This is a genomic window from Rathayibacter sp. KR2-224, from assembly GCF_049446075.1.
Lineage (GTDB): Bacteria > Actinomycetota > Actinomycetes > Actinomycetales > Microbacteriaceae > Humibacter.
In genome coordinates this window covers 172,787-192,919 of record NZ_JBMSEB010000001.1, presented here as the reverse complement: position 1 = coordinate 192,919, position 20,133 = coordinate 172,787, and the positions used below count along the sequence as shown (strand labels likewise).

Here is a 20,133-nt window from a genome sequence, read left to right as displayed (position 1 = left end):
GGCGGGGCCATCTCGCACTACTGGAAGTTGCGAGAGGTGGTGCGCGCCTTGAGCGCCAGATTCTCGAACCGGTCGGCAACGATGTTGAGGATGCCTTCTTCCGAACGCTCGAGGATGCCCCGCACCACCATGGCAGCCGCCTCGCGTGCGACCCTTCGGTAGCGCGTCCACACGCCCACGCTGCAGATCACGTTGAGCATGCCCGTCTCATCTTCGATGTTGAGGAACGTGATGCCGCTCGCCGTCGCCGGACGCTGCCGATGCGTGACGACTCCTGCCACCTCCACGCGCGTGCCCGCCTCCACCCGCAGCAACTCGGTGATCGAGCGGATGCCGCGTTCGGCCAGCGCCTCTCGAGCGTGCCGCATCGGATGATCGCCCGGGGAGATCCCCGTCGACCACAGGTCGTACACCGTCTGCTCCGACGCCGTCAGCATGGGCAGCAACGGTGGCTGTACAAAGACCGCGGTGGAGGGCAGGTAGCCCCTGCGCTCCCTGGATGCCGGTCCGGCCGACCACAGAGCCTGCCTGCGTGTGAGGCCGAGCGATTCGAACGCGCCTGCCGCCGACAGCGCCTCCAGCTGGGGTGCCGTCAGACCCACTCTGCGGGCCAGGTCGTGCATGCTCGTGAAAGGCCCACCGCTTTCGCGCTCATCGACGATGCGCTCGGCGTGCTTCTCACCGATCGTGTTCACGCCTGCGAGGCCGAGCCGCACGGCGAGCGCGCCGTCTCTGCGGTGGTCGGCCGAGACATCCGGAGCTTCGCGGTCGAAGCGCTTGGGCACAGGTGGCTGCTTCTGCTGTAGGCACGCGGGCATCCCGGTCAGGGTGACATTCTGGTCAATGGGTTCGAGGTCGGGATGCACGCCCGAGCGCAGGATGTCGACGTGCCGCACGACGACGCCGTGACGCACGGCATCCTGGGTCAGGGTCTGCGGCGAATAGAAGCCCATCGGCTGCGCCTTGATGAGCGAGGCGAGGAAGGCCGCCGGATAGTGCAGCTTGAGCCAGGAGCTGGCGTAGACGATGAGCGCGAAGCTCAGTGCGTGGCTCTCGGCGAAGCCGAAGTCGGCGAACGCCTCGATCTTCGCCCAGATGCTCTGCGCCTCCTCGTCGGAAAGCCCTCGCTCGGCCATGCCTGCGAACACCTTGTCGCGCAGCGTCTCGATCTTCTCGATGCCGCGTTTCGACCCCATCGCGCGGCGCAGCAGGTCGGCGTCTTCCCCCGAGCAGTCGCCGACGGCCATCGCCATCTGCATCACCTGCTCCTGGAACAGGGGGATGCCCAGCGTGCGCTCCAGCACAGGCCGCAGATCCGGATGCGCGTACGTGACGTCTTCTTTGCCCGCCCGCCTGCGGATGTACGGGTGCACGGCTCCGCCCTGGATGGGACCGGGCCGGATGAGGGCCACCTCGATGACGAGGTCATAGAACTCGCGCGGCAGCAGGCGGGGGAGCGTGCCGAGCTGGGCGCGGCTCTCCACCTGGAAGACGCCGATGGCATCCGCCCTGCACAGCATGTCGTAGACCGCCTGCTCCTCCTTGGGAAGCGTCGAGAGCGTCCACTTCTCTCCGAGGTGCTGCTCGACCATGTCGAACATGTACTGCACGGCGGCGAGCATGCCGAGGCCGAGCAGGTCGAACTTGACCAGGCCCATCCACTCGCAGTCGTTCTTGTCCCACTGCAGCACAGTGCGGTTCTCCATGCGGGCGTGCTCGATGGCGCACACCTCTCCGATCGGCCGGTCGGTGAGCACCATGCCGCCCGAATGGATGCCCAGGTGCCGAGGCGCGCGCAGCAGCTGTTCGGAGAGCGCGACGACGGCATCCGGGATGTCGTGATCGCCGGTGAACACGTCTGGGCCGTACCTCTCCACCTGCTTGGACCAGGCATCCTGCTGCCCGGTGGAGTGGCCGAGCGCTTTGGCCATGTCGCGTACTGCGTTCTTCGGCCGGTAGCTGATCACGTTGGCCACCTGTGCGGCGTTGCGCCTGCCGTACTTGTCGAACACGTACTGGATGACCTCTTCGCGCCGTCTGGCGTCGAAGTCCACATCGATGTCTGGCTCCTCCGGCCGCATGCTGGAGAGGAAGCGCTCGAACGGCAGGTTGAACTGGATGGAGTCGACGGCGGTGATGTCCAGCGCGTAGCAGACCGCCGAGTTTGCTGCGGAACCGCGGCCCTGGCAGAGGATGCCGCGGCTGCGGGCGAACTGCACGATGTCGTGCACGATGAGGAAGTATCCGGGAAAGTCCTTCTCCTCGATCACCTTCAGCTCCTGCTCCATGCGCGCAGAGACCGCGTCGGCGCGCGCGTGCGGATAGCTCGGCGGATACTTCTTCGCCACACCACGCGCCACGAGCTCGCGCAGGTGGCTCATGGGCGTGCTGCCCTCTGGCACGTCCTGCTTCGGGAGCCTTGGCTTGGCCGAACGCAGCTCGAACGCGTGGCTCTCTGCGATCTCCACGGTGCGCTCGACGGCCCCCGGGTAGCGTGCGAACCTGGCGGCCATCTCCGCTCCCGAGCGCAAACGCGCCGTGGCGGCCGCAGGCAGCCAGCCGTCCAGTTCGTCCAGGCTTCGTCTGGCGCGCACCGCTGCCATCGCGGTGGCGAGCGGGCGTTCCGCCCTCGTCGCATAGTGCACGAGGCCCGTTGCCACGGATGCCAGCCCCTTCCGTTTCGCCAGTTCGTACAACGCATCGTTGTGCACGGTGTCAAGCGGTGACCCGGTGTCGAACAGCTCGACGACAACGTGCTCGGCCCCGAACAGCTCGACGAGCTCGTCGAGCGCACGGGATGCCGCGGCCACATTCGGCTCTGTGCTCACGTTGGACTCTGCGCCCGTATTCAATCCTGCGCCCGCGTTCAACCCTGTGCCCGCGTTCAACCCTGTGCCCGCGTTCAACCCTGTGCCCGCGTTCAACCCTGTGCCCGCGCTGCCGGCGAGCGCCTGCCGCACCGCGCCCTTGCGGCATCCGGTCAAGACGGTCCAGTGACCGCCTGCCTGCTCGGCCAGCTGCCGCAGGTCGTAGATCGGGCGCCCCTTCTCGGCGTGCGGATGCAACTGCGCGTCGGTGATCGCACCCGCGAGCCGGTGGTAGCCCTCCTCACCGCGGGCGAGCACGACGAGGTGTGTACCATGCGGGTCGGGCTCGCCGTTCTGCGGTTTGCCGAGACCCAGCGACAACTCGGCGCCGAACACCGTCTTCACGCTCGTGTGCGCCTCGGCTGCCTCGGCGAGCCGCACCACGCCGTACAACCCGTCATGGTCGGTGAGCGCCAGTCCGGTCAGCCGCAGCCGCGCCGCTTCTTCGATGAGCCGCTCCGGATCGCTCGCGCCGTCGAGGAAGCTGAAGTTGGAATGCGCGTGCAGCTCGGCGTACGGCACGTACGGCCCATCGATCGGAACGATGGGCTCGCCATGATAGCTGCGGCGCTTCACGCTGCGCGCGGGAGAGTCGAGCTCGGCGAGGCTGCCCTCAGGGGGTCTGCGCCCCGAGAGTGTCCGTTCCAGCTCCGACCACGAGATCGGCGGGTTCTTCCACCCCATGTCAGCGCGCCATTTCAGTCATAGCGGGCCTCCAGCATCCATTCGCCGTGCTCGAGCAGCAGCAGCCAGGCACCACCGGACTCGTCGACGAGCTGCAGGCGGTGCAGGCTGCGGGCGGCATCCGGATCCCACCAGCGCTCCTCCACCGGCCACGGTCCGGTCCACGCCGTCACCCGCGTCGGAGCCTTGCCGAGCGCGGGGGAGAAGCCCGCCGGAGCCGCGGTGAGCACCCCCGTCTCGTCCACGTCGATGGATGCACCCGATGCCGCGGTCACAGCACATCGCACCGGCGGTGAGTAGACGGTGGCCGGAAGCGGGGGTGGGAGGGATCCAGGCCACGGCTTCCCGGCTTCACGACCCACGGCATCCTTCGCCCGGTCGCCCCACGGCACGAGCACGGAGCGATCTGCGAGCATGCGCCCGCCACTGATCGCCGGAGTGCCGACGGCATCGTGGCCGAGCATGCTCTGCACCCGGGAGAGCGCGTGGTGCACACCTTCGTCAGGGCCGCCGCCGAAGAGGCCGTCCTCGTGGTTGCTCACGGCGTCGACCGACTCCGGCGTCACCGTCACCTGCACGACGGGGGAGTCCAGTCCGCTGTCGATGCCTGCACCCTGCAGTTGCCATCGCACCCGGTCGACGACATCGGATGCCGTGAACCACCGCGGATGCAGCCACGTGCGTTCGCTGACCGCCCCCGATTCCGCCAGCACCAGCACGGTGATCGCGGTGGCGACGAGCTTCGCTGCGGTCAGGGCCGCCACGAAGTCGTCGGCCGTGCGACGGAAGGCGAAGGTGAGCTCGTCCACGCGCTCCAGCCCGGGTTCGAACTCGATCGTCCGCTCCAGCACGGCCTGCGGCTCGCGCGGCACGACCGCGACGCGTTCGGTGCCGTTGGCCAGGGCGTGGGTGCGGATGCCGAATTCGCCGAATCTGTCCTCGAGCTCCAGCGCATCGAGCCTCGCCACGTCGCCAAGCGTGTCCAGGCTCAGCCGGTGCAGCAGCGTGACGTACTCGGCATCACCGAGCACGTCGACCGGCAGCGGAGCGAGGAACTCGGCGGAGCGACCTGGTTCGACGATCAGTGTGCGACTTCCCGATGCGACACGGAGACAGGCCCGCGCGGCTTGCTCTGCCGCGAACGGGCCGTCGGCGATCCCCACGCATGCGTCGGGGGAACCGTGCTCGGCGGCGACGCGCAGCAGCTCGCCGGCCGCTGCATCTTCGCCACCGTAGAACCGAGCAGGTCCGCGAGCACGAAGCGCGCACAGCCCGGGCCGAACCGGCTGCACACCGGGAATCGCCTGCTCGATCGCCGTCAGCATGGGGTCGAACTCCCGCTGGTCGACGGCGCCGTCGTACGGCAGCACCGTGAGCGCCGAGCAGCGGGCCTGCGCCTCGCGCACCCGCAGGCCGCGTCGCACTCCCTCCCGCCTGGCGGCGACAGAAGCCGCGAACACGACACCCTTGTCGATGAGGGCGATCGGATGCCCGTCCTCAGCAAGTCCTGCGGCCACCGCAGCACGCACGGGCCAGTCCGGGCACCACAGCACGATGCTCCGCCGCGTGTCCTCGCGTGCGAAGGATGCTTCCCGGTCGGCCGCACGCATGCTCACCCCACCGCCTTCAGCACGGGAATCCCATCTAGCTGAGACGTCTCCGCCAGCCGCCCATCCGGGGTCAGCACCAGCCTGGCCCTCCGCTCCCGCCCCCACGATCTGCTCTGCGCGGCGACGGTGAGCTCACGGGAGGCAAGGTACCCATGGCCCTCGCCGACTCCGGTCCAGCTGCTGGATGCCACACCGAGCCTGGCATCCACCCGCGGCCATGCACCGCACACGAGCAGCACGGTGCGACGTTGCCGCAGCCGGGCAGCCAGCCTGGCCGCCTCCGCCTCACCGACCCTCGACCCGGGAACGGTGACGACCACGCTCACCGCATCGGCGAGCGCTGCGGTCACGCTGAACCAGCGGTCGCCTGGCTGCGGCACCAGCACCAACCGGTCGAGGTCGATGCCGAGACGTGCTGCCGCCTCTGTGCCGAATGCAGGCATCCCCACCACTGCGCACCATGCGCCCTCGGCGCTCGGTGCGGCAAGCAGCGCCATGACCAGCGAGGTCGCTCCCTGCACCGAGTAGACGCCACCAGGCTGCAGGCCACCGCCGGGGAGCAGCTGCGCCAACGCCGGATGGGTGCGCAGCACGGCATCGTCGACGCGGGTGCTCTCCAGCTCGCCCATGCGCGAGCGCAGGCTGAGCAGACGCTCGAGGTCGGCTCGTGCGCGTTCGACGGCGGTGTCTCCGGCCGTGAGGTCTGCGATGTCTCCTGCAGCCGCGTTTCTCGCACTCCGGCCCTCGTACGAGACGGATGCCCGCGCTCGCCTCACCGACGGCGGGTACTCCGCCGGGGGATCGGAAAGCAGAAGAGTCACCCCTACAGTTTCGAACGCATGTTCGAGACTGTCAAACACCATCGGCGTGTCGTTCGCGACTTCTTCTTCGAAGATACGCTATGTCGGTGGCACCGCCTAAGCTGCCGGAACTCCGCACGAAAGCATCCCGAGATCGGCGCATCCGCCGCCGTGATCCACATTGAGAGTTCCGACCGGTCCAACCGTAGGCAACGCCCCCGACACGGCGACGGGGGAGTGCGGCGATGCGACTGTCGGGGGCAGGTGAGAGGCTGGACCAGTGTGGAAGATTCGCTCTAGACGACCATGTCGATGAACTGATCCAGGAGTTCGTCGCCGCCGGCGGCGACTACCAGGACTGGCGACCGAGCTATTCCATTGCCCCGACAGACGTCGTGCCCATCGTGAGAGAACGCGTCGACAAGCAGACGGGCGAGCTGAAACGAAGCATCGACGCAGCCGTCTGGGATTTCCATCCGGCCTTCATGCGCGAATCCAAGCGTCCCAACTTCAACGCCCGCATCGAGACGGTCACGAGCAACGGGCTGTGGAAGGGCGCGTTCGCCTCATCACGAGCCATCGTGCCGATGCGCGGCTACTACGAATGGACGGGAGAGCCCGGTCACAAGCGCGCCCACTTCCTGCACTCGGCCGACGGTGGGCTTCTCGCGGCGGCCGGCATCTACACGGTGCGCAAGGTGGGCGACGATTGGCAGGTCTCCACGGCGATCATCACCCGACCGGCCAGGGATGCCTCTGGGGAGGTTCACGACCGCATGCCGGTCTTCCTCGAGCGCGATGTCTGGGAGGAGTTCCTCACCCCGGACAAGCTCGATGACGATGGCAAGCAGCACCTGGTGCAGCTGTTGACCGCCGAATCCGAAAGGATGGCCGCAACGATCAGCGGCTACGAGGTCGACCCCAAGGTCAACAACTCCCGCACGGCCGATCCCGACGACGCGTCGCTGATCGAGCCCATCGCATCCTGATCGCACCAGCTCAGTGCTCGGCGGCGATCGTCTGCCTTCCCAGCACGACGGCGAGGGCGAGGCGATCGGCATCCTCCGTGCCCGGTTCCGCCGAGTAGACCATGACCCTCAGGTCGTCGCCGGCCACGATGAACGTGTCGCAGTCCAGCCCGATGCGACCCACCTCGGGATGCTCGACGAACTTGTGCCTGGATCCGTCCTCGTGCGCACGCAGCTCACCCGAAGCCCATAGTTGCTCGAACCGCCGGCTCTGCTTCCTCAGCTCGGCGACGAGTCGCTGCAGCCGCGGATCGTTCGGGTACTTCGCCGCCGTGAGGCGCAGGTCTGCCACGATCCCTTCCTGCTGCTCCGCCGCCTCCTCCCGGCTGAGTTCGGCGACGGGGCCGGGGCCGACCACATTGCGCCACACCCCGTTGCGCTCGATGCCTCGCCATGCGGATGCCCCCGTCAACGCTTCGTAGGCGGCGTTCGTGACGATGAGGTTCCACATGGCGTCGTAGACCGCGATCGGGTTGCCGGCAAGTCGATCCAAAAGCCGCTGAACGCTTGCCGGCACCTTTGACGGCACCAGCTCGCGCCCCGGTAGCGCCTGACGCCCGAGCCTGAAGAGCAGCTCCCGCTCGGGGTCGGAGAGACGAAGCGCCCGGGCGAGGGCTTCGATCACCTGCACTGATGGTGAGGTTGCACGCCCCTGTTCCAGCCGGGTCAGATAGTCGACCGAGATTCCGGCGAGGCCAGCGAGCTCCTCACGCCGAAGGCCCGCGGCGCGACGACGGCCGCCTGAGGGGATGCCGACGGCGTCCGGCTCCACACGATCACGCCAGCGACGCAGGGCCGGACCGAAATCCTCATCGTCCATTCCCCAAGTCTGCTGCGATCACCGCGCGCTTGCCTGGCCCTGTCGTTCCTACGACAAGGGGACGACTGCCTACCTCGGCGCAACGGCGCGAACCTCGAAGCATGACAACAACACTCATCACCGGGGCGAACAAGAGCCTCGGCAAGGAAACCGCTCGCAGGCTCATCGCGCTCGGGCACACGGTGTACATCGGAGCACGCGACGAGGAACGCGGCAGGGCGGCGGCCGAGGAACTCGGCGCGCGCTTCGTGCAACTCGATGTCACCGACGACGCATCTGTCGCCGCGGCGTTCGCGAAGATCGAATCGGAGGGTGGCCTCGACGTGCTGGTCAACAATGCCGGCATCGCGAAGCGCACCAAGGATGGCCGTGGCGAAGCCCTCGACGGACCGAGCGCCCTCGAGGTGTTCGACACCAACGCCGTCGGCATCATCCGCACGACCGAGGCTGCCCTGCCGTTGCTGCGCAGGTCGGACAACCCCGTGGTCGTCAACGTATCGAGCGCCCTCGGGTCGTTCTGGGCAGTGCACGAGCCGTCGAGGCCGGCGTCGAGCTATCCCTCCGTCGTGTACGGATCGAGCAAGGCTGCCGTCTCGATGATCACGGTCCAGTACTCGAAGGCAGTTCCCGAGGTCAAGTTCAACGCGGTCGAACCCGGCATCACCGCGACGGAGCTGGGCGGTGGCGACCCGGGCAACCATCCGGGTCGTCCCGCGGCGGAGAGCGCACGCATCGTCGCCGCGATGGCCGACATCGGCAAGGACGGCCCCACGGGTACCTTCCAGGAGGATGACGGCGAACTCGGCTGGTGAGGTAGACACACGCGGCGCGCGGGTCCCCTAAGCACCTGGGGCCCACCCAGGGCGTTGGCGGCGACCCGCACGCGTGCAAAACGAAGAAGGCCGGTCCTTTCGGACCGGCCTTCTTCGTTTTGTGCGCGAGGGGGGACTTGAACCCCCACGCCCTTAATCGGGCACTAGCACCTCAAGCTAGCGCGTCTGCCTATTCCGCCACCCGCGCGCACTTCTGCAAGCTGACGAATCAGCCGCCGACGTAAGACATTAGCACGATTCCGGACCGCTCTCGCCCGCCTGTAGACGGCCGCATGGGCCGTCCTTCACCTCCTGCGACCCGCTCTCGGAACAGCTCCCGTCGAGCGACGCTTCGCGGTGTCGGAGACCGCGTTCGACCGACAGAAAGTGCACAACACAGCTGCGACGCGCGGCGTGCGCTCGGGCATCCGATTGGTCGCCGTTCGCCAGTCCCGGGTAGCGTTGCACCATGACCACCCCGGACGACGCCACTGTCAGCGCGCGCGGATCGGGAGCCGGGCAGGACATAGAAGAGACAGCGCGCATCGCTCGCGACCTGATCCGCTTCGACACCACCAACTGGGGCGAGGGCAGGGCCAAAGGCGAAACGGATGCCGCAGCCTACGTGAGCGAGCACCTCACGTCACTCGGGCTGAACCCCCGCACCTACGAGTCGCGTCCCGGCCGCACGACGGTAGTGACGCGCGTGGAAGGGCGCGACCGAAGCAAGCCGGCGCTCGTGGTGCACGGGCACCTCGACGTCGTTCCCGCCGATCCGTCGGACTGGACGTTCGACCCGTTCGCGGGCGAGATCCACGACGGGCTGCTCTGGGGTCGCGGTGCCGTCGACATGAAGAACATGGACGCCATGATTCTCACTGCGCTCGGCGACATCCTGCGGGCGGGGGAGGCTCCAGAGCGCGACCTCGTGATCGCGTTCTTCGCCGACGAGGAAGACGGCGGACTGTTCGGCTCGCATTTCATGGTCGACGAGCATCCTGAGGTGTTCGACGGGGCAACGGAGGCGATCAGCGAGGTCGGCGGGTACTCCGTCGACGTGGCCGGCACGCGTGCCTATCTGCTGCAGACGGGAGAGAAGTCGCTGGTCTGGATCCGCCTCATCGCTCGCGGCAGGGCGGCTCACGGATCCCGCATGGTGCGGGAGAACGCCGTGACGGCGCTCGCCAAGGCGGTCGTCGCGATCGGAGCTCATGAGTGGCCGGTCCGGCTCACCGGCACCACGACTCAGCTCGTGGGGGAGCTCGCCCGACTGCTCGAAGTGGACCCAGTGGAGCTGGGACCCGACGAGGTGGTGCTTCGCAGCGGAACGGCATCCGGCTTCATCAGGGCGACGTTGCGCACCACGAGCAATCCCACGCTCCTGAAGGCGGGCTACAAGCACAACGTGGTGCCGGAGCGTGCTGAGGCACTGGTGGACATCCGAACGCTGGCCGGCGAAGAAGACGACGCTCTGCTGAAGGTGCGTGAACTCGTCGACGACGACGTCGACATCGAGATAGTGCACCGCGACATCGGGTTGGAGGCTCCGTTCGCGGGCCCGCTGGTCGACGCCATGACGGGAGCTTTGCTGCACAACGACCCCGAGGCCGTCGTGCTGCCGTACCTGCTCTCGGGCGGAACGGACAACAAGGCCCTCAGCAAGCTCGGCATCACGGGCTACGGCTTCGCGCCGCTCAGGCTTCCCGCGGACATGGACTTCCCTGCGATGTTCCACGGCGTCGACGAGCGGGTTCCGCTCGACGCGCTTGTGTTCGGCCGTACCGTGCTCCGGCATCTTCTCTCCACCTACTGACCGAGCCGCCTTCTGGCCGCCCTACCGACCGAAAGTTGCAATGGACTTCGTCAACGCGCTGATCCTCGGGCTCGTACAGGGGCTCACCGAGTTCCTGCCCGTCTCCTCGAGTGCTCACATCCGTATCGTCGGCGAGCTCATCGGCACAGGAGCCGACCCGGGCGCGGCGTTCACCGCGATCATCCAGCTGGGCACCGAAGTCGCCGTGCTCGTCTACTTCTGGCGCGATGTCACGCACATCGTCTCCAGGTGGTTCCTCGCCCTGTTCGGCCGCATCCCCAGAAACGACCCGGATGCCCGCCTCGGCTGGATGATCATCGTGGGCAGCATTCCCATCGTCATCCTCGGGCTGTTGTTCCAGAGCGCCATCGAGACCACCTTCCGGTCGCTGTGGATCGTGGCGGCGATGCTCGTGCTGTTCGGCATCGTCCTGTGGATCGCGGACCACTACGGCGCGCGCACCCGCCGCATCTCGGAGCTCACCTGGGGCCACGCGGCCGTGTACGGCCTCGCACAGTCCCTCGCTCTCGTACCTGGTGTCTCGCGTTCGGGCGGTACGATCTCCGCCGGACTTTTCATGGGCTACCAGCGCAGCGCGGCCGCACGATACTCCTTCCTTCTGGCCATGCCCGCAGTCTTCGGAAGCGGACTGTACGAGCTGTACAAGTCGGTCAAGCATCCCTGCGCCGCAGGCTCTCACGCAGCCGTCGCGCACGCGTGCACGCCGGAGGTCTTCAACGCAGTCGACACGTTCGGGGCAACCATCGTGGCCTTCGCTGTCGGGCTGCTCGTCATCGCCTTCTTCATGCGCTACATCTCTCGCCGCAGCTTCCTGCCGTTCGTCGTCTACCGCATCGCTCTCGGGGTGCTGCTGATGATCCTGCTCGCTACGGGTGCGCTCAATGCCTGAGTCCTGGTCCCGACCGTCGGTGCCGGATCTGCCCGGCGCGGGCCATGCGCCGCATCTGCATGACACGGCGACCAACCGGTTGCTGTGCTCCGAGCCGAACGACGTCGTCGCCCGGCTCTACGTATGCGGCATCACGCCGTACGACGCCACCCACATCGGTCACGCCAACACCTATCTGGCGTTCGACACGCTGCAGCGGGCCTGGCTTGATGCCGGCGTCGAGGTGCACTACGCGCAGAACATCACCGACGTCGACGACCCGCTCCTTGAGCGCGCGGTGGAAAGCGGCGTGGACTGGCGCGAACTCGCGGACCGGCAGATTCAGCTGTTCCGCGACGACATGGCGGCGCTGCGCATCCTGCCTCCGCAGGACTACGTCGCGGTCACCGAGGTGATCGATGAGATCGCGGATGCCGTGGCCACCCTCCTCGAACGGGGCACCGCGTACCGCGTGCCCACGGCCGACGCGGAAACCGACGACGTGTACTTCGACGTGGCCGAGGCGGGGCATACGAGCCCGTGGCGCATCGGTGAGGAAAGCAACCTCGATCGCGAGCAGATGCTCACACTGTCCGCCGAGCGAGGCGGGGATCCCGACCGCGCCGGCAAACGTGATCCGCTCGACCCGCTGCTGTGGCGTGCAGCGAGAGCCGGTGAGCCGAGCTGGCCGTCCGTGCTGGGCAGCGGCAGACCCGGCTGGCACATCGAATGCTCCGTCATCGCTCTCAAGTACCTCGGGCACGACTTCACCGTTCAGGGCGGGGGAGCGGACCTGATCTTCCCCCACCACGACCTGAGCGCGGGTCATGCGGCGGCGCTCAGCAGACATCCGCTCGCCAAGGTGTACAGCCACGCCGGCCTCGTCGCCTACCAGGGCGAGAAGATGAGCAAATCGCTGGGCAACCTCGTGCTCGTATCGGAGCTGCGGGAGCGCGGCGTGCCCGCTGACGGCATCCGGCTCGCGCTTCTAGCGCACCACTACCGCGACGAGTGGGAGTGGACGGAACAGGGTCTGCAAGACGCCCTGAACAGGCTGGATGCCTGGCGCGGCATCCAGCCGAACCCGCGAGGTTGGGCTGCCCTCGATGTGTTGCAGCGAGTTCGCGACCGTCTCGCCGACGATCTCGACACTCCCGGAGCGGTCGCAGCCGTAGACCAGGCCGCGCGGGACGGCGTGGACGATCCGGCCCTCATCCGATCGCTCGTCGACGCCCTGCTGGGCATCGCGCTGTAGCGGCTACTCGCGCCGCCAAGGCTCGTCCGGACCCTTGCCCTCTCCGCGACCGTCGGCCCGCCCATCGCCTTTGTCGCCCCTTCGGCGCAGATAGCGCTCGAATTCCTGGGCGATCGCCTCACCGCTCGCCTCCGGGGAGTCGACCGTGTCTCTGGCCTGCTCGAGCTGCTCGATGTACGCGGCCATGTCCTCGTCGTCCGCGGCGAGCGCGTCGATGCCGCTCTCCCAGGCCGCGGCATCCGCAACGAGATCGCCACGAGGAACCGTCACGTCGATGAGCTGCTCGAGCTTCTCGATGAGGGCGAGCATGGCCTTGGGGCTGGGCGAGTTGTGCACGTAATGCGGCACGGATGCCCACAGCGAGAGAGTGGGAATGCCCACCGTCTCAGCAGCATCGGCAAGCACGCTGAGGATGCCGACGGGCCCCTCGTACGTCGGCCGCTCGACTCCCAGGTCAGTGCGCACCTGTGGGTTGTCGCTCGATGCGAACACCGAGATGGGACGCGTGTGCGGAACATCCGCGAGCATCGAACCGAGCAGCACGATCCCGTCGATGCCGGCAGTGAGCGCCGCGTCGATGAGTTCGGTCGTGAACGCTTTCCAGCTTCGCGACGGCTCTGTGCCCAGCAGCAGGTAAAGCTTGCCGACCCCGCTGCCGCTGGCGTGCTCGCCGGACTCGTCATCGAGCGGGTCGATGTGCACGCCGGGCGAGACCGGGGCGTACACCACGGCGCCCGGCCACTCGAGACGACGCCTGCCCTCGTCATCGGCAGCCAGCATCGGACGGTTGAACTGGAAGTCGTAGTACAGCTCGGGGTCGATGCTCGCGACAGGAACGACCTCGAGCGCCTCCTTCAGGGTGCGCACGGCTCCGCTCGCGGCCTCGCCCGCGTCGTTCCACCCCTCGAACGCCACCACGAGGATGCGTCCGTCGAAGATCCCGCTGTCGTTGCTCACGCTGTCGCTTTCGTCTGCTGTTCGCCCTCGCGGGCGCGTCTACCCAGAATAGGCCGCACGCGCGCTGGAGCTGGGAGCGAAGACCCAGTGGGCCTTCGCCGCGACACCAGCGCCGACGCGGCTATGCCGACTCGGTTACACCGCCGGTCGCTTGCTCAATGGCCGACCCGATTGAGCCTTTGAGCCGCGCAGCGGCAATAGAGGCGATTGAGGGGAGAGCCGCACGAGCTCGCTCGTATGGCCGACCCGATTGAGCCTTTGCGCCGCGCAGCGGCAATAGACTCGATGCTCGTGATCTCCGCCGCTCCTGCCGCAGTCCTTTTCGACATGGACGGCACCCTCGTCGACACCGAGCCGTACTGGATGGAGGCGGAGACCGTACTCGTTGCCGAGTTCGGTGGAAGCTGGACGCACGACGACGCCCTCACCCTGGTCGGGTCCGGTCTTTGGGAGTCCGCACGGGTGTTCCAGCAGCACGGCGTCGACCTCGACGCCGACACGATCGTCGCAACCCTCACCGAGCGCGTGCAGTATCAGCTCGAAACGACGGGCGTTCCGTGGCGGCCCGGCGCGAAGGAACTGTTGGCCGACGTCCGTGAGCACGGCGTCAAGACGGCTCTCGTGACCATGTCGGTGCTCGGCATGGCCGAGCAGGTCGTCTCGCAGATCCCGTTCCCGGCCTTCGACACCCTCGTCACCGGAGACCGCGTGGAGCGTCCGAAGCCGTTCCCCGACGCCTATCTCGACGCGGCACGCATCCTCGGTGTCGACCCACGCGACTGCGTCGCCATCGAGGACTCGATGAACGGCCTCGCCTCGGCGGTCGCAGCAGGGACCGTTGCGATCGGAGTCCCGCACATGATCCCGCTTCCGGCAAGTGACGAGCACACGCTGTGGCCGACGCTCGAAGGCAAGGGCTACGCCGATCTCGTCGCACTCTTCGAGGAGCGCGCGGCGTGACGGAGCATCCGTCGCCAGCATTCTCTGGTCCGTTCCGGGCCGGTGACCGCGTGCAGTTGACGGGTCCACGGGGCCACCTGCACACCATCACGCTCGTCCCCGGCAAGGTGTTCCACACGCACAAGGGACCGCTGCCGCACGACGCCATCATCGGGCAGCCGGACGGCTCTGTCGTGGTGAACGAGGCCGGCGTCGAGCATCTTGCGCTGCGTCCGCTGCTCACGGACTTCGTCATGTCCATGCCTCGCGGCGCCGCCATCGTGTACCCCAAGGATGCCGCCCAGATCCTCGCGCAGGCGGACATCTTCCCGGGCGCGACCGTGGTGGAGGCCGGCGTCGGTTCGGGCGCGCTGTCATTGTGGCTGCTGCGTGCCATCGGACCGCAGGGCCGGCTCGCATCGTTCGAACGGCGCGATGAGTTCGCAGACGTGGCACGTGGCAATGTCGAGACGTTCTTCGGCGAGGTTCCTGCCACATGGTCGCTCACGGTGGGCGATCTGCAAGAAGCGCTGCCCGCAACACTCGCCGACGGCAGCGTCGACCGCATCGTGCTCGACATGCTTGCACCGTGGGAGTGCGTGGATGCCTGCGCAGCGGCCCTCAAACCCGGTGGCGTCCTCCTGTGCTACGTGGCAACCGTCACGCAGTTGTCGCGCGTGGCCGAGGCCATCCGCGGAAGCGAGAAGTACACGCATCCGGTCTCGAACGAGACGATGGTGCGCGGCTGGCACGTCGAGGGGCTGGCCGTACGGCCCGACCACCGGATGATCGCGCACACCGGATTCCTCATCACGGCGCGGAGACTGGCCCCCGGCGTCGTGCTCCCCGATCTCAAACGCCGGGCATCCAAGAGCGAATACAGCGACGACGACGTCGAGGCCTGGACCCCCGGCGCACTCGGCGAGCGCGTCGTCAGCCCGAAGAGCCTGCGCAAGAGGGCGCGCGAAGCATCCGAGTCCGCGCGTCTTGCCAAGGAACGCGACGCCGGGCCCGCAGCAGAGCCGGCCGGCGAACCGCACGACGACCACGGCGCCGAAGGCGTCGCGGAGCAGCCCGAACCGGCAAAGGGCGATCAAGCCGTCGACTAGCATGGAATGCCGGAGCGCCAGCCCGCCCCAGCCCCTTCGTCCCTCGTCGAAAGAGGAATCGTGCGCACACTCCTGCCACGCACAACCCCAGCCCGTCCGGCCGCCGCACCTGGAACGCGCGGTCGCCGCATCGGTACCGCGCTAGCTGCAGTAGCTCTGGTTGCGGTGGGGCTGACTGGATGCTCCGCGGCGTCGGCGAGCTCGTGCGTGCAGCCGGGCGATGCATCCAAGCTGGTGCGGGCATCCGGGGAGTTCGGATCGCCGAGCGGGTCGTTCCCGAAGCCGCTTCAATCGTCGTCGATCCAGAAGAGCACCCTCAAGACCGGTTCTGGCCAGACGCTGGCCAAGGGCGACCTTCTGGTCGGGCAGGTCGCGTACTACAACGGGGCAACGGGCAAGCCGCTCGGCGACCCTGGTGAGCTCAACCTCCTTATCGGGGGCAGCTCGGCGCCCGGTCTCGCGAAGGCACTCGCCTGCAGCACCATCGGCTCCCGGGTCGCCGTGACGGGCACCGTCTCGCAGCTGTTCGGCGCTCAGGCGCAGACCGGCCTCTCGGGTGGTTCGACGGCCATTTTCGTGGTCGACCTGCAGAAGACGTACCCGTCCCGAGCGACGGGCGACCCGCGCCCCGCGCAGCCCGGAATGCCCACCGTCGTACTGGCGCCGAACGGCCAGCCCGGCATCAAGATCCCATCCCACGACGCGCCGACAGCGCTGCGCACCGCGATCCTGAAGCAGGGGTCCGGGCCGGTGGTGAAGAAGCTGGACAGCTCCAGCGGCGTGCTGGTCAACTACACGGCCGTGGCATGGAACAGCCCGGACAGCGTCGCATCATCGAGCTGGCTGAACGGTTCTCCGACCGTCTGGCCGAGCAGCGCTCTCCAGGGCTTCACGCCGCCGGCGAGCGTGCTCAAGCAGATCGTGGGCAAGAACGTGGGCAGCCAGCTCCTGATCGTCACGCCGGGGAGCGACGCGACCGCGTACGTGATCGACATCCTGGGCATCTGGAAGTAGCGCCGCGCACCCGACGGCCGCCGCATCCTGCGGCGTCGGGCCGTGGCATACTTGGCCGGCGGCATCCCGTCGTCACCGAAGTCTTAGGATTGCCTGCGTGTCACCACAGAAGGTTTCGGTCGAGGAGCGCCTGTTCTCACTCGTGCTCACGCTCGTCGCGACCGAGTCCGGGCTGACGAAGAACGAGATCCTCTCGAGCGTGCAGGGCTACAACTCCCGGTACAGGGAGGGCGGCGACAACAGCGCCCTGGAGCGGCAGTTCGAGCGCGACAAAGACGACATCCGGGAGCTCGGCATTCCGCTGGAGACCGTGGAAGACCCGGGGGACCCTGGCAACAATCAGGGCCTGCGGTATCGCATTCCCAAGACGGAATACGACTTACCCGCCGACATCACGTTCTCCCCGCAGGAGATGGCCCTCTTGCGTCTCGCGGCAACCGTGTGGCGGGAGGGATCGCTGTCGGCCGACTCCCGTCGCGCCATTATGAAGCTGCGCACGCTCGGCGTGGAGGCCGATGACCCGCTCGTCGGTTTCGCACCGCGGGTCCGCACTCGTGAGGCCGCGTTCGAGCCGTTCGAGGTGGCGCTCGAGCGCGGGGTGGTCGTGCACTTCGACTATCTGAAGCCGGGGGAGAGCGAGCCGACCAAGCGCGTCGTCGAACCCCTCGCGCTCGTGCAGTTCCACGGGCGGTGGCTGCTGCACGCCCACGACAGGGGAGCGGATGCCCCGCGCACGTTCCTGCTTTCGCGCGTGATCGGGCGTCCCCGCGTCACGCAGATCTCCTTCATAAGAAGGGGCACCGACTACGCATCGCACGCCATCGACGAGCTGCAGAAGATCTGGGAGCGCAATCTCGCCGAACTCGACGTCGTGCTCGCGACGGATGCCTGGGTGCGGCTGAGCAAACGCGAGGACACCCGGCGCACAGAAGACGGTCACCTGCTGGTGCACTATTCCGACACGGCACTGCTCGCGGACGAACTCGCCGGTTACGGGCCAGAGGTGCGTGTCGTCTCCCCGCCCCGTCTCCTCGATGCTGTGCGCGAGCGTCTTCGCATCGCACTCGCAGCGCACACCTCCCAGCAGAGCGAGGAGGTGGATGCCCGTGGCTGATTCGGCCCAGCCCCGCGACGCCCGCGACAAGCTCGCCCTGCTGCTGTCGCTCATCCCGTATCTGATGGACCACGAAAGCGTGCCCGTCGCCGAGGCGGCAGAAGCGTTCGACGTCACGCCGAAGCAGATCCGCGACGCCGTTCACCTGATCGCCGTCTCCGGGCTGCCCGGCGAATCGCACGCCTACCTTCCGGGCGACCTGTTCGACATCGACTGGGACGAGCTCGAGCAGCACGACCGGATCGCGCTCACGCATACGGTCGCGATCGACGACACGCCGCGGCTGTCGGCCCGCGAGGCCGCTGCGCTCATCGCCGGGCTCCAGTACCTCAGCTCACTCCCAGAGGTGGCAGATCGCGACGCGATGGCATCCCTCATGGCGAAGCTGGAACGCGGAACGGCGTCTGGCGCAGCACAGGTGGCCGTCGCCCCCGCCGCGCTGCGAGACACCATCGCGACAGTGCGCGAGGCGATCGCGGGCCGCACCCAGCTGGTCTTCGACTACGTCAGCGCCCGCGGCGATTCCGAACGTCGCACGGTCGACCCGTTGCGCATCGAGTCCGTGAACGATGACTGGTACCTGCGCGGCTGGTGCCACCTTCGCAAGGCGGTTCGCACATTCCGGCTCGACCGCATCGACGGTCTCACCTCCACCGGAGAGCCGATCAGCGAGCACGCCGACCGCATCGTGCTGCCCGAGCGGCTGTTCCAAGGGTCGTCGGAAGACCTGACCGTGTCGGTCGATGTCTCGGCCGCGGCACTGCCCCTGATCGCCGACTACATTCCAGACGACGCAGCTCGCGTGCAAGACGGAGACGTGGTGCACACGAAGGTCAGGGTGGCGCATTACCACGGTCTCAAGCGCATGGTGGCGAGGTTCGCGGGCCAGGTCGTGGTGACGGCGCCCGAGGATGCCAGACAGGCGGTGGCGGACTGGGTGCGCGCGGGCGGCGCACGCTACGACGACTCCCGGCCGGCCGCCGCGGGCGCCGCGTAGGGTGGACACCATGCCGTGGTGGTCGTGGCTCGTCATCTGGGTGGTGCTGGTCTTGGCGCTACTTGCGATGGTCGCGTGGCTCGCCTACCGGCTGTTCGTGAAGGCGATGGCCGCTCTGGCCGCTCTCGGCGATCTCGCCGACAAGACGGATGCCTTATCGGCGCGATCAGACGACGAGCCGGCCGAGCCGCCGTTCCATCCGGCGGCCTTCCGCCCGGCCCGTGAGTTCGCCGAGGAATGGCAGGCCCGGCGTGTGCGCCGTGCAACGATCAGGCATACTCGGCGGGAAGCACGGATCCGACGCGGTAAACTCCTCGTGAGTGCCGACCCGAGTCGGTTCTCCCACCTACTGCGAAAGCGACATTGAAATGCTTGGCGATCTGTTCAGCGGATGGCACATCTGGATCATCCTGCTCATTATCGTGCTCCTGTTCGGCGCGACTCGACTTCCCGCACTGGCGCGGAGCATCGGTCAGTCGACGCGAATCTTCAAGAAGGAGATCCGCGAGGGGCAGGAAGAAGACGAGGCGGCCGCTACGGCCAAGGGTTCGAAGGACGAGGCCAAGGCCGAGCCCGCCGCGGCTGACAAGCCCGCCGACAAGATCTAGCTGCCGTGAGCACTGCCGCTCGAACCAAGCGCGGTAGCAACCCCGACGGCAGGATGTCCCTTGGGCAACACCTTCGGGAACTCAAGAACCGCCTCATGTGGATCGCCGGCGGAATTCTGGTCGGCGCGATAGCTGGCTGGTTCCTCGAGCCGTTCGTGTGGGATGCGATAAGCCTGCCGGTGCACGAGATTGCAAAGACGCAACACGCAAGCATCAACTGGCCCAACGTCACGGCGGCTTTCGATCTGAAGTTGCAACTGAGCGTCTACATCGGTGTCATCATCACGTCACCGCTGTGGCTGTACCAGATCTTCGCGTTTCTCACCCCTGGGCTGAACCGCAAAGAGAAGCGCTACACGTTCGGATTCTTCTTCACCGCCGTTCCGCTGTTCCTCGCCGGCTGCGCGGCCGGTTGGTGGGTCGTTCCGCACATCGTCAGCGTGCTGACGAGCTTCGTGCCCAGCGGCGAGACCACCCTGCTCGTCGCGTCCGACTACTTCAACTTCGTGCTCAAGCTCATCATCGTGGTGGGCATAGCCTTCGTTCTGCCGGTGTTCGTGGTCCTGCTGAACTTCATGCGAGTCATCAGCGCGAAGGCGATCATCAAGTCATGGCGTTGGGCCATCCTGACGATCATGGTCTTCACGGCGATCGCGACTCCCTCGGCAGACGTGATCTCCATGTTCCTGCTGGCGCTGCCGCTCGTCGTGCTCTACATCCTCGCGTGGTGCGTGGCCTGGCTGCACGACCGCCGAGTCGCCAAGCGCGCGCTCGAGATCGATGCCGAACTCGCTGCCGGATAGCCGAGCTCACCGTC

General features: G+C 67.5%; 18 protein-coding genes and 1 tRNA gene. 13 read left to right on the top strand and 6 right to left on the bottom strand.

Annotated elements, in window-relative coordinates; all coding sequences use genetic code 11:
* Nucleotides 1-17: 17 nt before the first annotated feature.
* From ACO2Q7_RS00925 to ACO2Q7_RS00915, 3 genes are read right to left on the bottom strand one after another with little or no spacing between them, the layout of a single operon-like run.
* Nucleotides 18-3,551, bottom strand: a complete 3,534-nt coding sequence (locus tag ACO2Q7_RS00925; protein ID WP_423353771.1) for an error-prone DNA polymerase — start codon at nucleotides 3,549-3,551, stop codon at nucleotides 18-20.
* A gap of 14 nt (nucleotides 3,552-3,565) precedes the next feature.
* Complete coding sequence (locus ACO2Q7_RS00920; RefSeq protein WP_423355925.1) at nucleotides 3,566-5,161, bottom strand: DNA polymerase Y family protein; 1,596 nt, start codon at nucleotides 5,159-5,161, stop codon at nucleotides 3,566-3,568.
* 2 nt (nucleotides 5,162-5,163) lie between these two features.
* Entirely contained in the window at nucleotides 5,164-5,982 is an 819-nt protein-coding gene (locus ACO2Q7_RS00915) for a hypothetical protein (protein ID WP_423353770.1), read from the bottom strand.
* A gap of 224 nt (nucleotides 5,983-6,206) precedes the next feature.
* Between ACO2Q7_RS00915 and ACO2Q7_RS00910 the strand changes: the two genes are divergently transcribed.
* Nucleotides 6,207-6,950, top strand: a complete 744-nt coding sequence (locus ACO2Q7_RS00910) for an SOS response-associated peptidase (RefSeq protein ID WP_423353769.1) — start codon at nucleotides 6,207-6,209, stop codon at nucleotides 6,948-6,950.
* Between the two features lie 10 nt (nucleotides 6,951-6,960).
* Here the strand turns inward: ACO2Q7_RS00910 and ACO2Q7_RS00905 are convergent, their stop codons facing one another.
* Nucleotides 6,961-7,809: a helix-turn-helix transcriptional regulator gene (locus tag ACO2Q7_RS00905; RefSeq protein WP_423353768.1), complete on the bottom strand. Its 849-nt coding sequence runs from the start codon at nucleotides 7,807-7,809 to the stop codon at nucleotides 6,961-6,963.
* Between the two features lie 101 nt (nucleotides 7,810-7,910).
* Between ACO2Q7_RS00905 and ACO2Q7_RS00900 the strand changes: the two genes are divergently transcribed.
* A complete protein-coding gene (locus ACO2Q7_RS00900) occupies nucleotides 7,911-8,621 on the top strand; it encodes an SDR family NAD(P)-dependent oxidoreductase (protein WP_423353767.1) in 711 nt (236 codons plus the stop codon).
* Between the two features lie 122 nt (nucleotides 8,622-8,743).
* On the opposite strand, the gene ACO2Q7_RS00895 is transcribed toward ACO2Q7_RS00900, so the two are convergent.
* Nucleotides 8,744-8,829 (bottom strand) — tRNA-Leu (locus ACO2Q7_RS00895).
* 261 nt (nucleotides 8,830-9,090) lie between these two features.
* Here ACO2Q7_RS00895 and ACO2Q7_RS00890 point away from each other — a divergent pair.
* From ACO2Q7_RS00890 to mshC, 3 genes are read left to right on the top strand one after another with little or no spacing between them, the layout of a single operon-like run.
* On the top strand, nucleotides 9,091-10,434 hold the full coding sequence (locus ACO2Q7_RS00890; RefSeq protein WP_423353766.1) for a M20/M25/M40 family metallo-hydrolase: 1,344 nt from the start codon (nucleotides 9,091-9,093) through the stop codon (nucleotides 10,432-10,434).
* A gap of 40 nt (nucleotides 10,435-10,474) precedes the next feature.
* On the top strand, nucleotides 10,475-11,344 hold the full coding sequence (locus ACO2Q7_RS00885; protein ID WP_423353765.1) for an undecaprenyl-diphosphate phosphatase: 870 nt from the start codon (nucleotides 10,475-10,477) through the stop codon (nucleotides 11,342-11,344).
* On the top strand, nucleotides 11,337-12,578 hold the full coding sequence (mshC, locus tag ACO2Q7_RS00880; protein WP_423353764.1) for a cysteine--1-D-myo-inosityl 2-amino-2-deoxy-alpha-D-glucopyranoside ligase: 1,242 nt from the start codon (nucleotides 11,337-11,339) through the stop codon (nucleotides 12,576-12,578). The genes ACO2Q7_RS00885 and mshC overlap by 8 nt, the downstream gene beginning before the upstream one ends.
* Nucleotides 12,579-12,581: 3 nt before the next feature.
* On the opposite strand, the gene ACO2Q7_RS00875 is transcribed toward mshC, so the two are convergent.
* A complete protein-coding gene (locus ACO2Q7_RS00875; protein WP_423353763.1) occupies nucleotides 12,582-13,535 on the bottom strand; it encodes a PAC2 family protein in 954 nt (317 codons plus the stop codon).
* A gap of 291 nt (nucleotides 13,536-13,826) precedes the next feature.
* Here ACO2Q7_RS00875 and ACO2Q7_RS00870 point away from each other — a divergent pair, with 291 nt between their 5' ends.
* The 8 genes from ACO2Q7_RS00870 to tatC all read left to right on the top strand — a co-directional run bounded on the left by ACO2Q7_RS00870 (nucleotide 13,827) and on the right by tatC (nucleotide 20,119).
* A complete protein-coding gene (locus ACO2Q7_RS00870; protein WP_423353762.1) occupies nucleotides 13,827-14,495 on the top strand; it encodes an HAD family hydrolase in 669 nt (222 codons plus the stop codon).
* Nucleotides 14,492-15,583: a tRNA (adenine-N1)-methyltransferase gene (locus ACO2Q7_RS00865; protein WP_423353761.1), complete on the top strand. Its 1,092-nt coding sequence runs from the start codon at nucleotides 14,492-14,494 to the stop codon at nucleotides 15,581-15,583. Before ACO2Q7_RS00870 ends, ACO2Q7_RS00865 begins: the two co-directional genes overlap by 4 nt.
* A gap of 207 nt (nucleotides 15,584-15,790) precedes the next feature.
* The gene (locus ACO2Q7_RS00860; RefSeq protein WP_423353760.1) at nucleotides 15,791-16,597 is read left to right on the top strand and encodes a peptidylprolyl isomerase; all 807 of its coding nucleotides are present in this window, start codon (nucleotides 15,791-15,793) and stop codon (nucleotides 16,595-16,597) included.
* Nucleotides 16,598-16,694: 97 nt separating this feature from the next.
* Complete coding sequence (locus ACO2Q7_RS00855) at nucleotides 16,695-17,711, top strand: helix-turn-helix transcriptional regulator (protein ID WP_423353759.1); 1,017 nt, start codon at nucleotides 16,695-16,697, stop codon at nucleotides 17,709-17,711.
* Entirely contained in the window at nucleotides 17,704-18,708 is a 1,005-nt protein-coding gene (locus ACO2Q7_RS00850; protein WP_423353758.1) for a helix-turn-helix transcriptional regulator, read from the top strand. Before ACO2Q7_RS00855 ends, ACO2Q7_RS00850 begins: the two co-directional genes overlap by 8 nt.
* A 10-nt stretch (nucleotides 18,709-18,718) precedes the next feature.
* Nucleotides 18,719-19,075 (top strand): hypothetical protein, encoded by a 357-nt coding sequence (locus tag ACO2Q7_RS00845; RefSeq protein WP_423353757.1) that lies wholly within the window; start codon nucleotides 18,719-18,721, stop codon nucleotides 19,073-19,075.
* 1 nt (nucleotide 19,076) lies between these two features.
* Nucleotides 19,077-19,316, top strand: coding sequence for a twin-arginine translocase TatA/TatE family subunit (gene tatA, locus ACO2Q7_RS00840; RefSeq protein ID WP_423353756.1), 240 nt, complete (start codon nucleotides 19,077-19,079; stop codon nucleotides 19,314-19,316).
* 5 nt (nucleotides 19,317-19,321) lie between these two features.
* Nucleotides 19,322-20,119: a twin-arginine translocase subunit TatC gene (gene tatC / locus ACO2Q7_RS00835; RefSeq protein ID WP_423353755.1), complete on the top strand. Its 798-nt coding sequence runs from the start codon at nucleotides 19,322-19,324 to the stop codon at nucleotides 20,117-20,119.
* The last annotated feature ends 14 nt before the right edge of the window (nucleotides 20,120-20,133 follow it).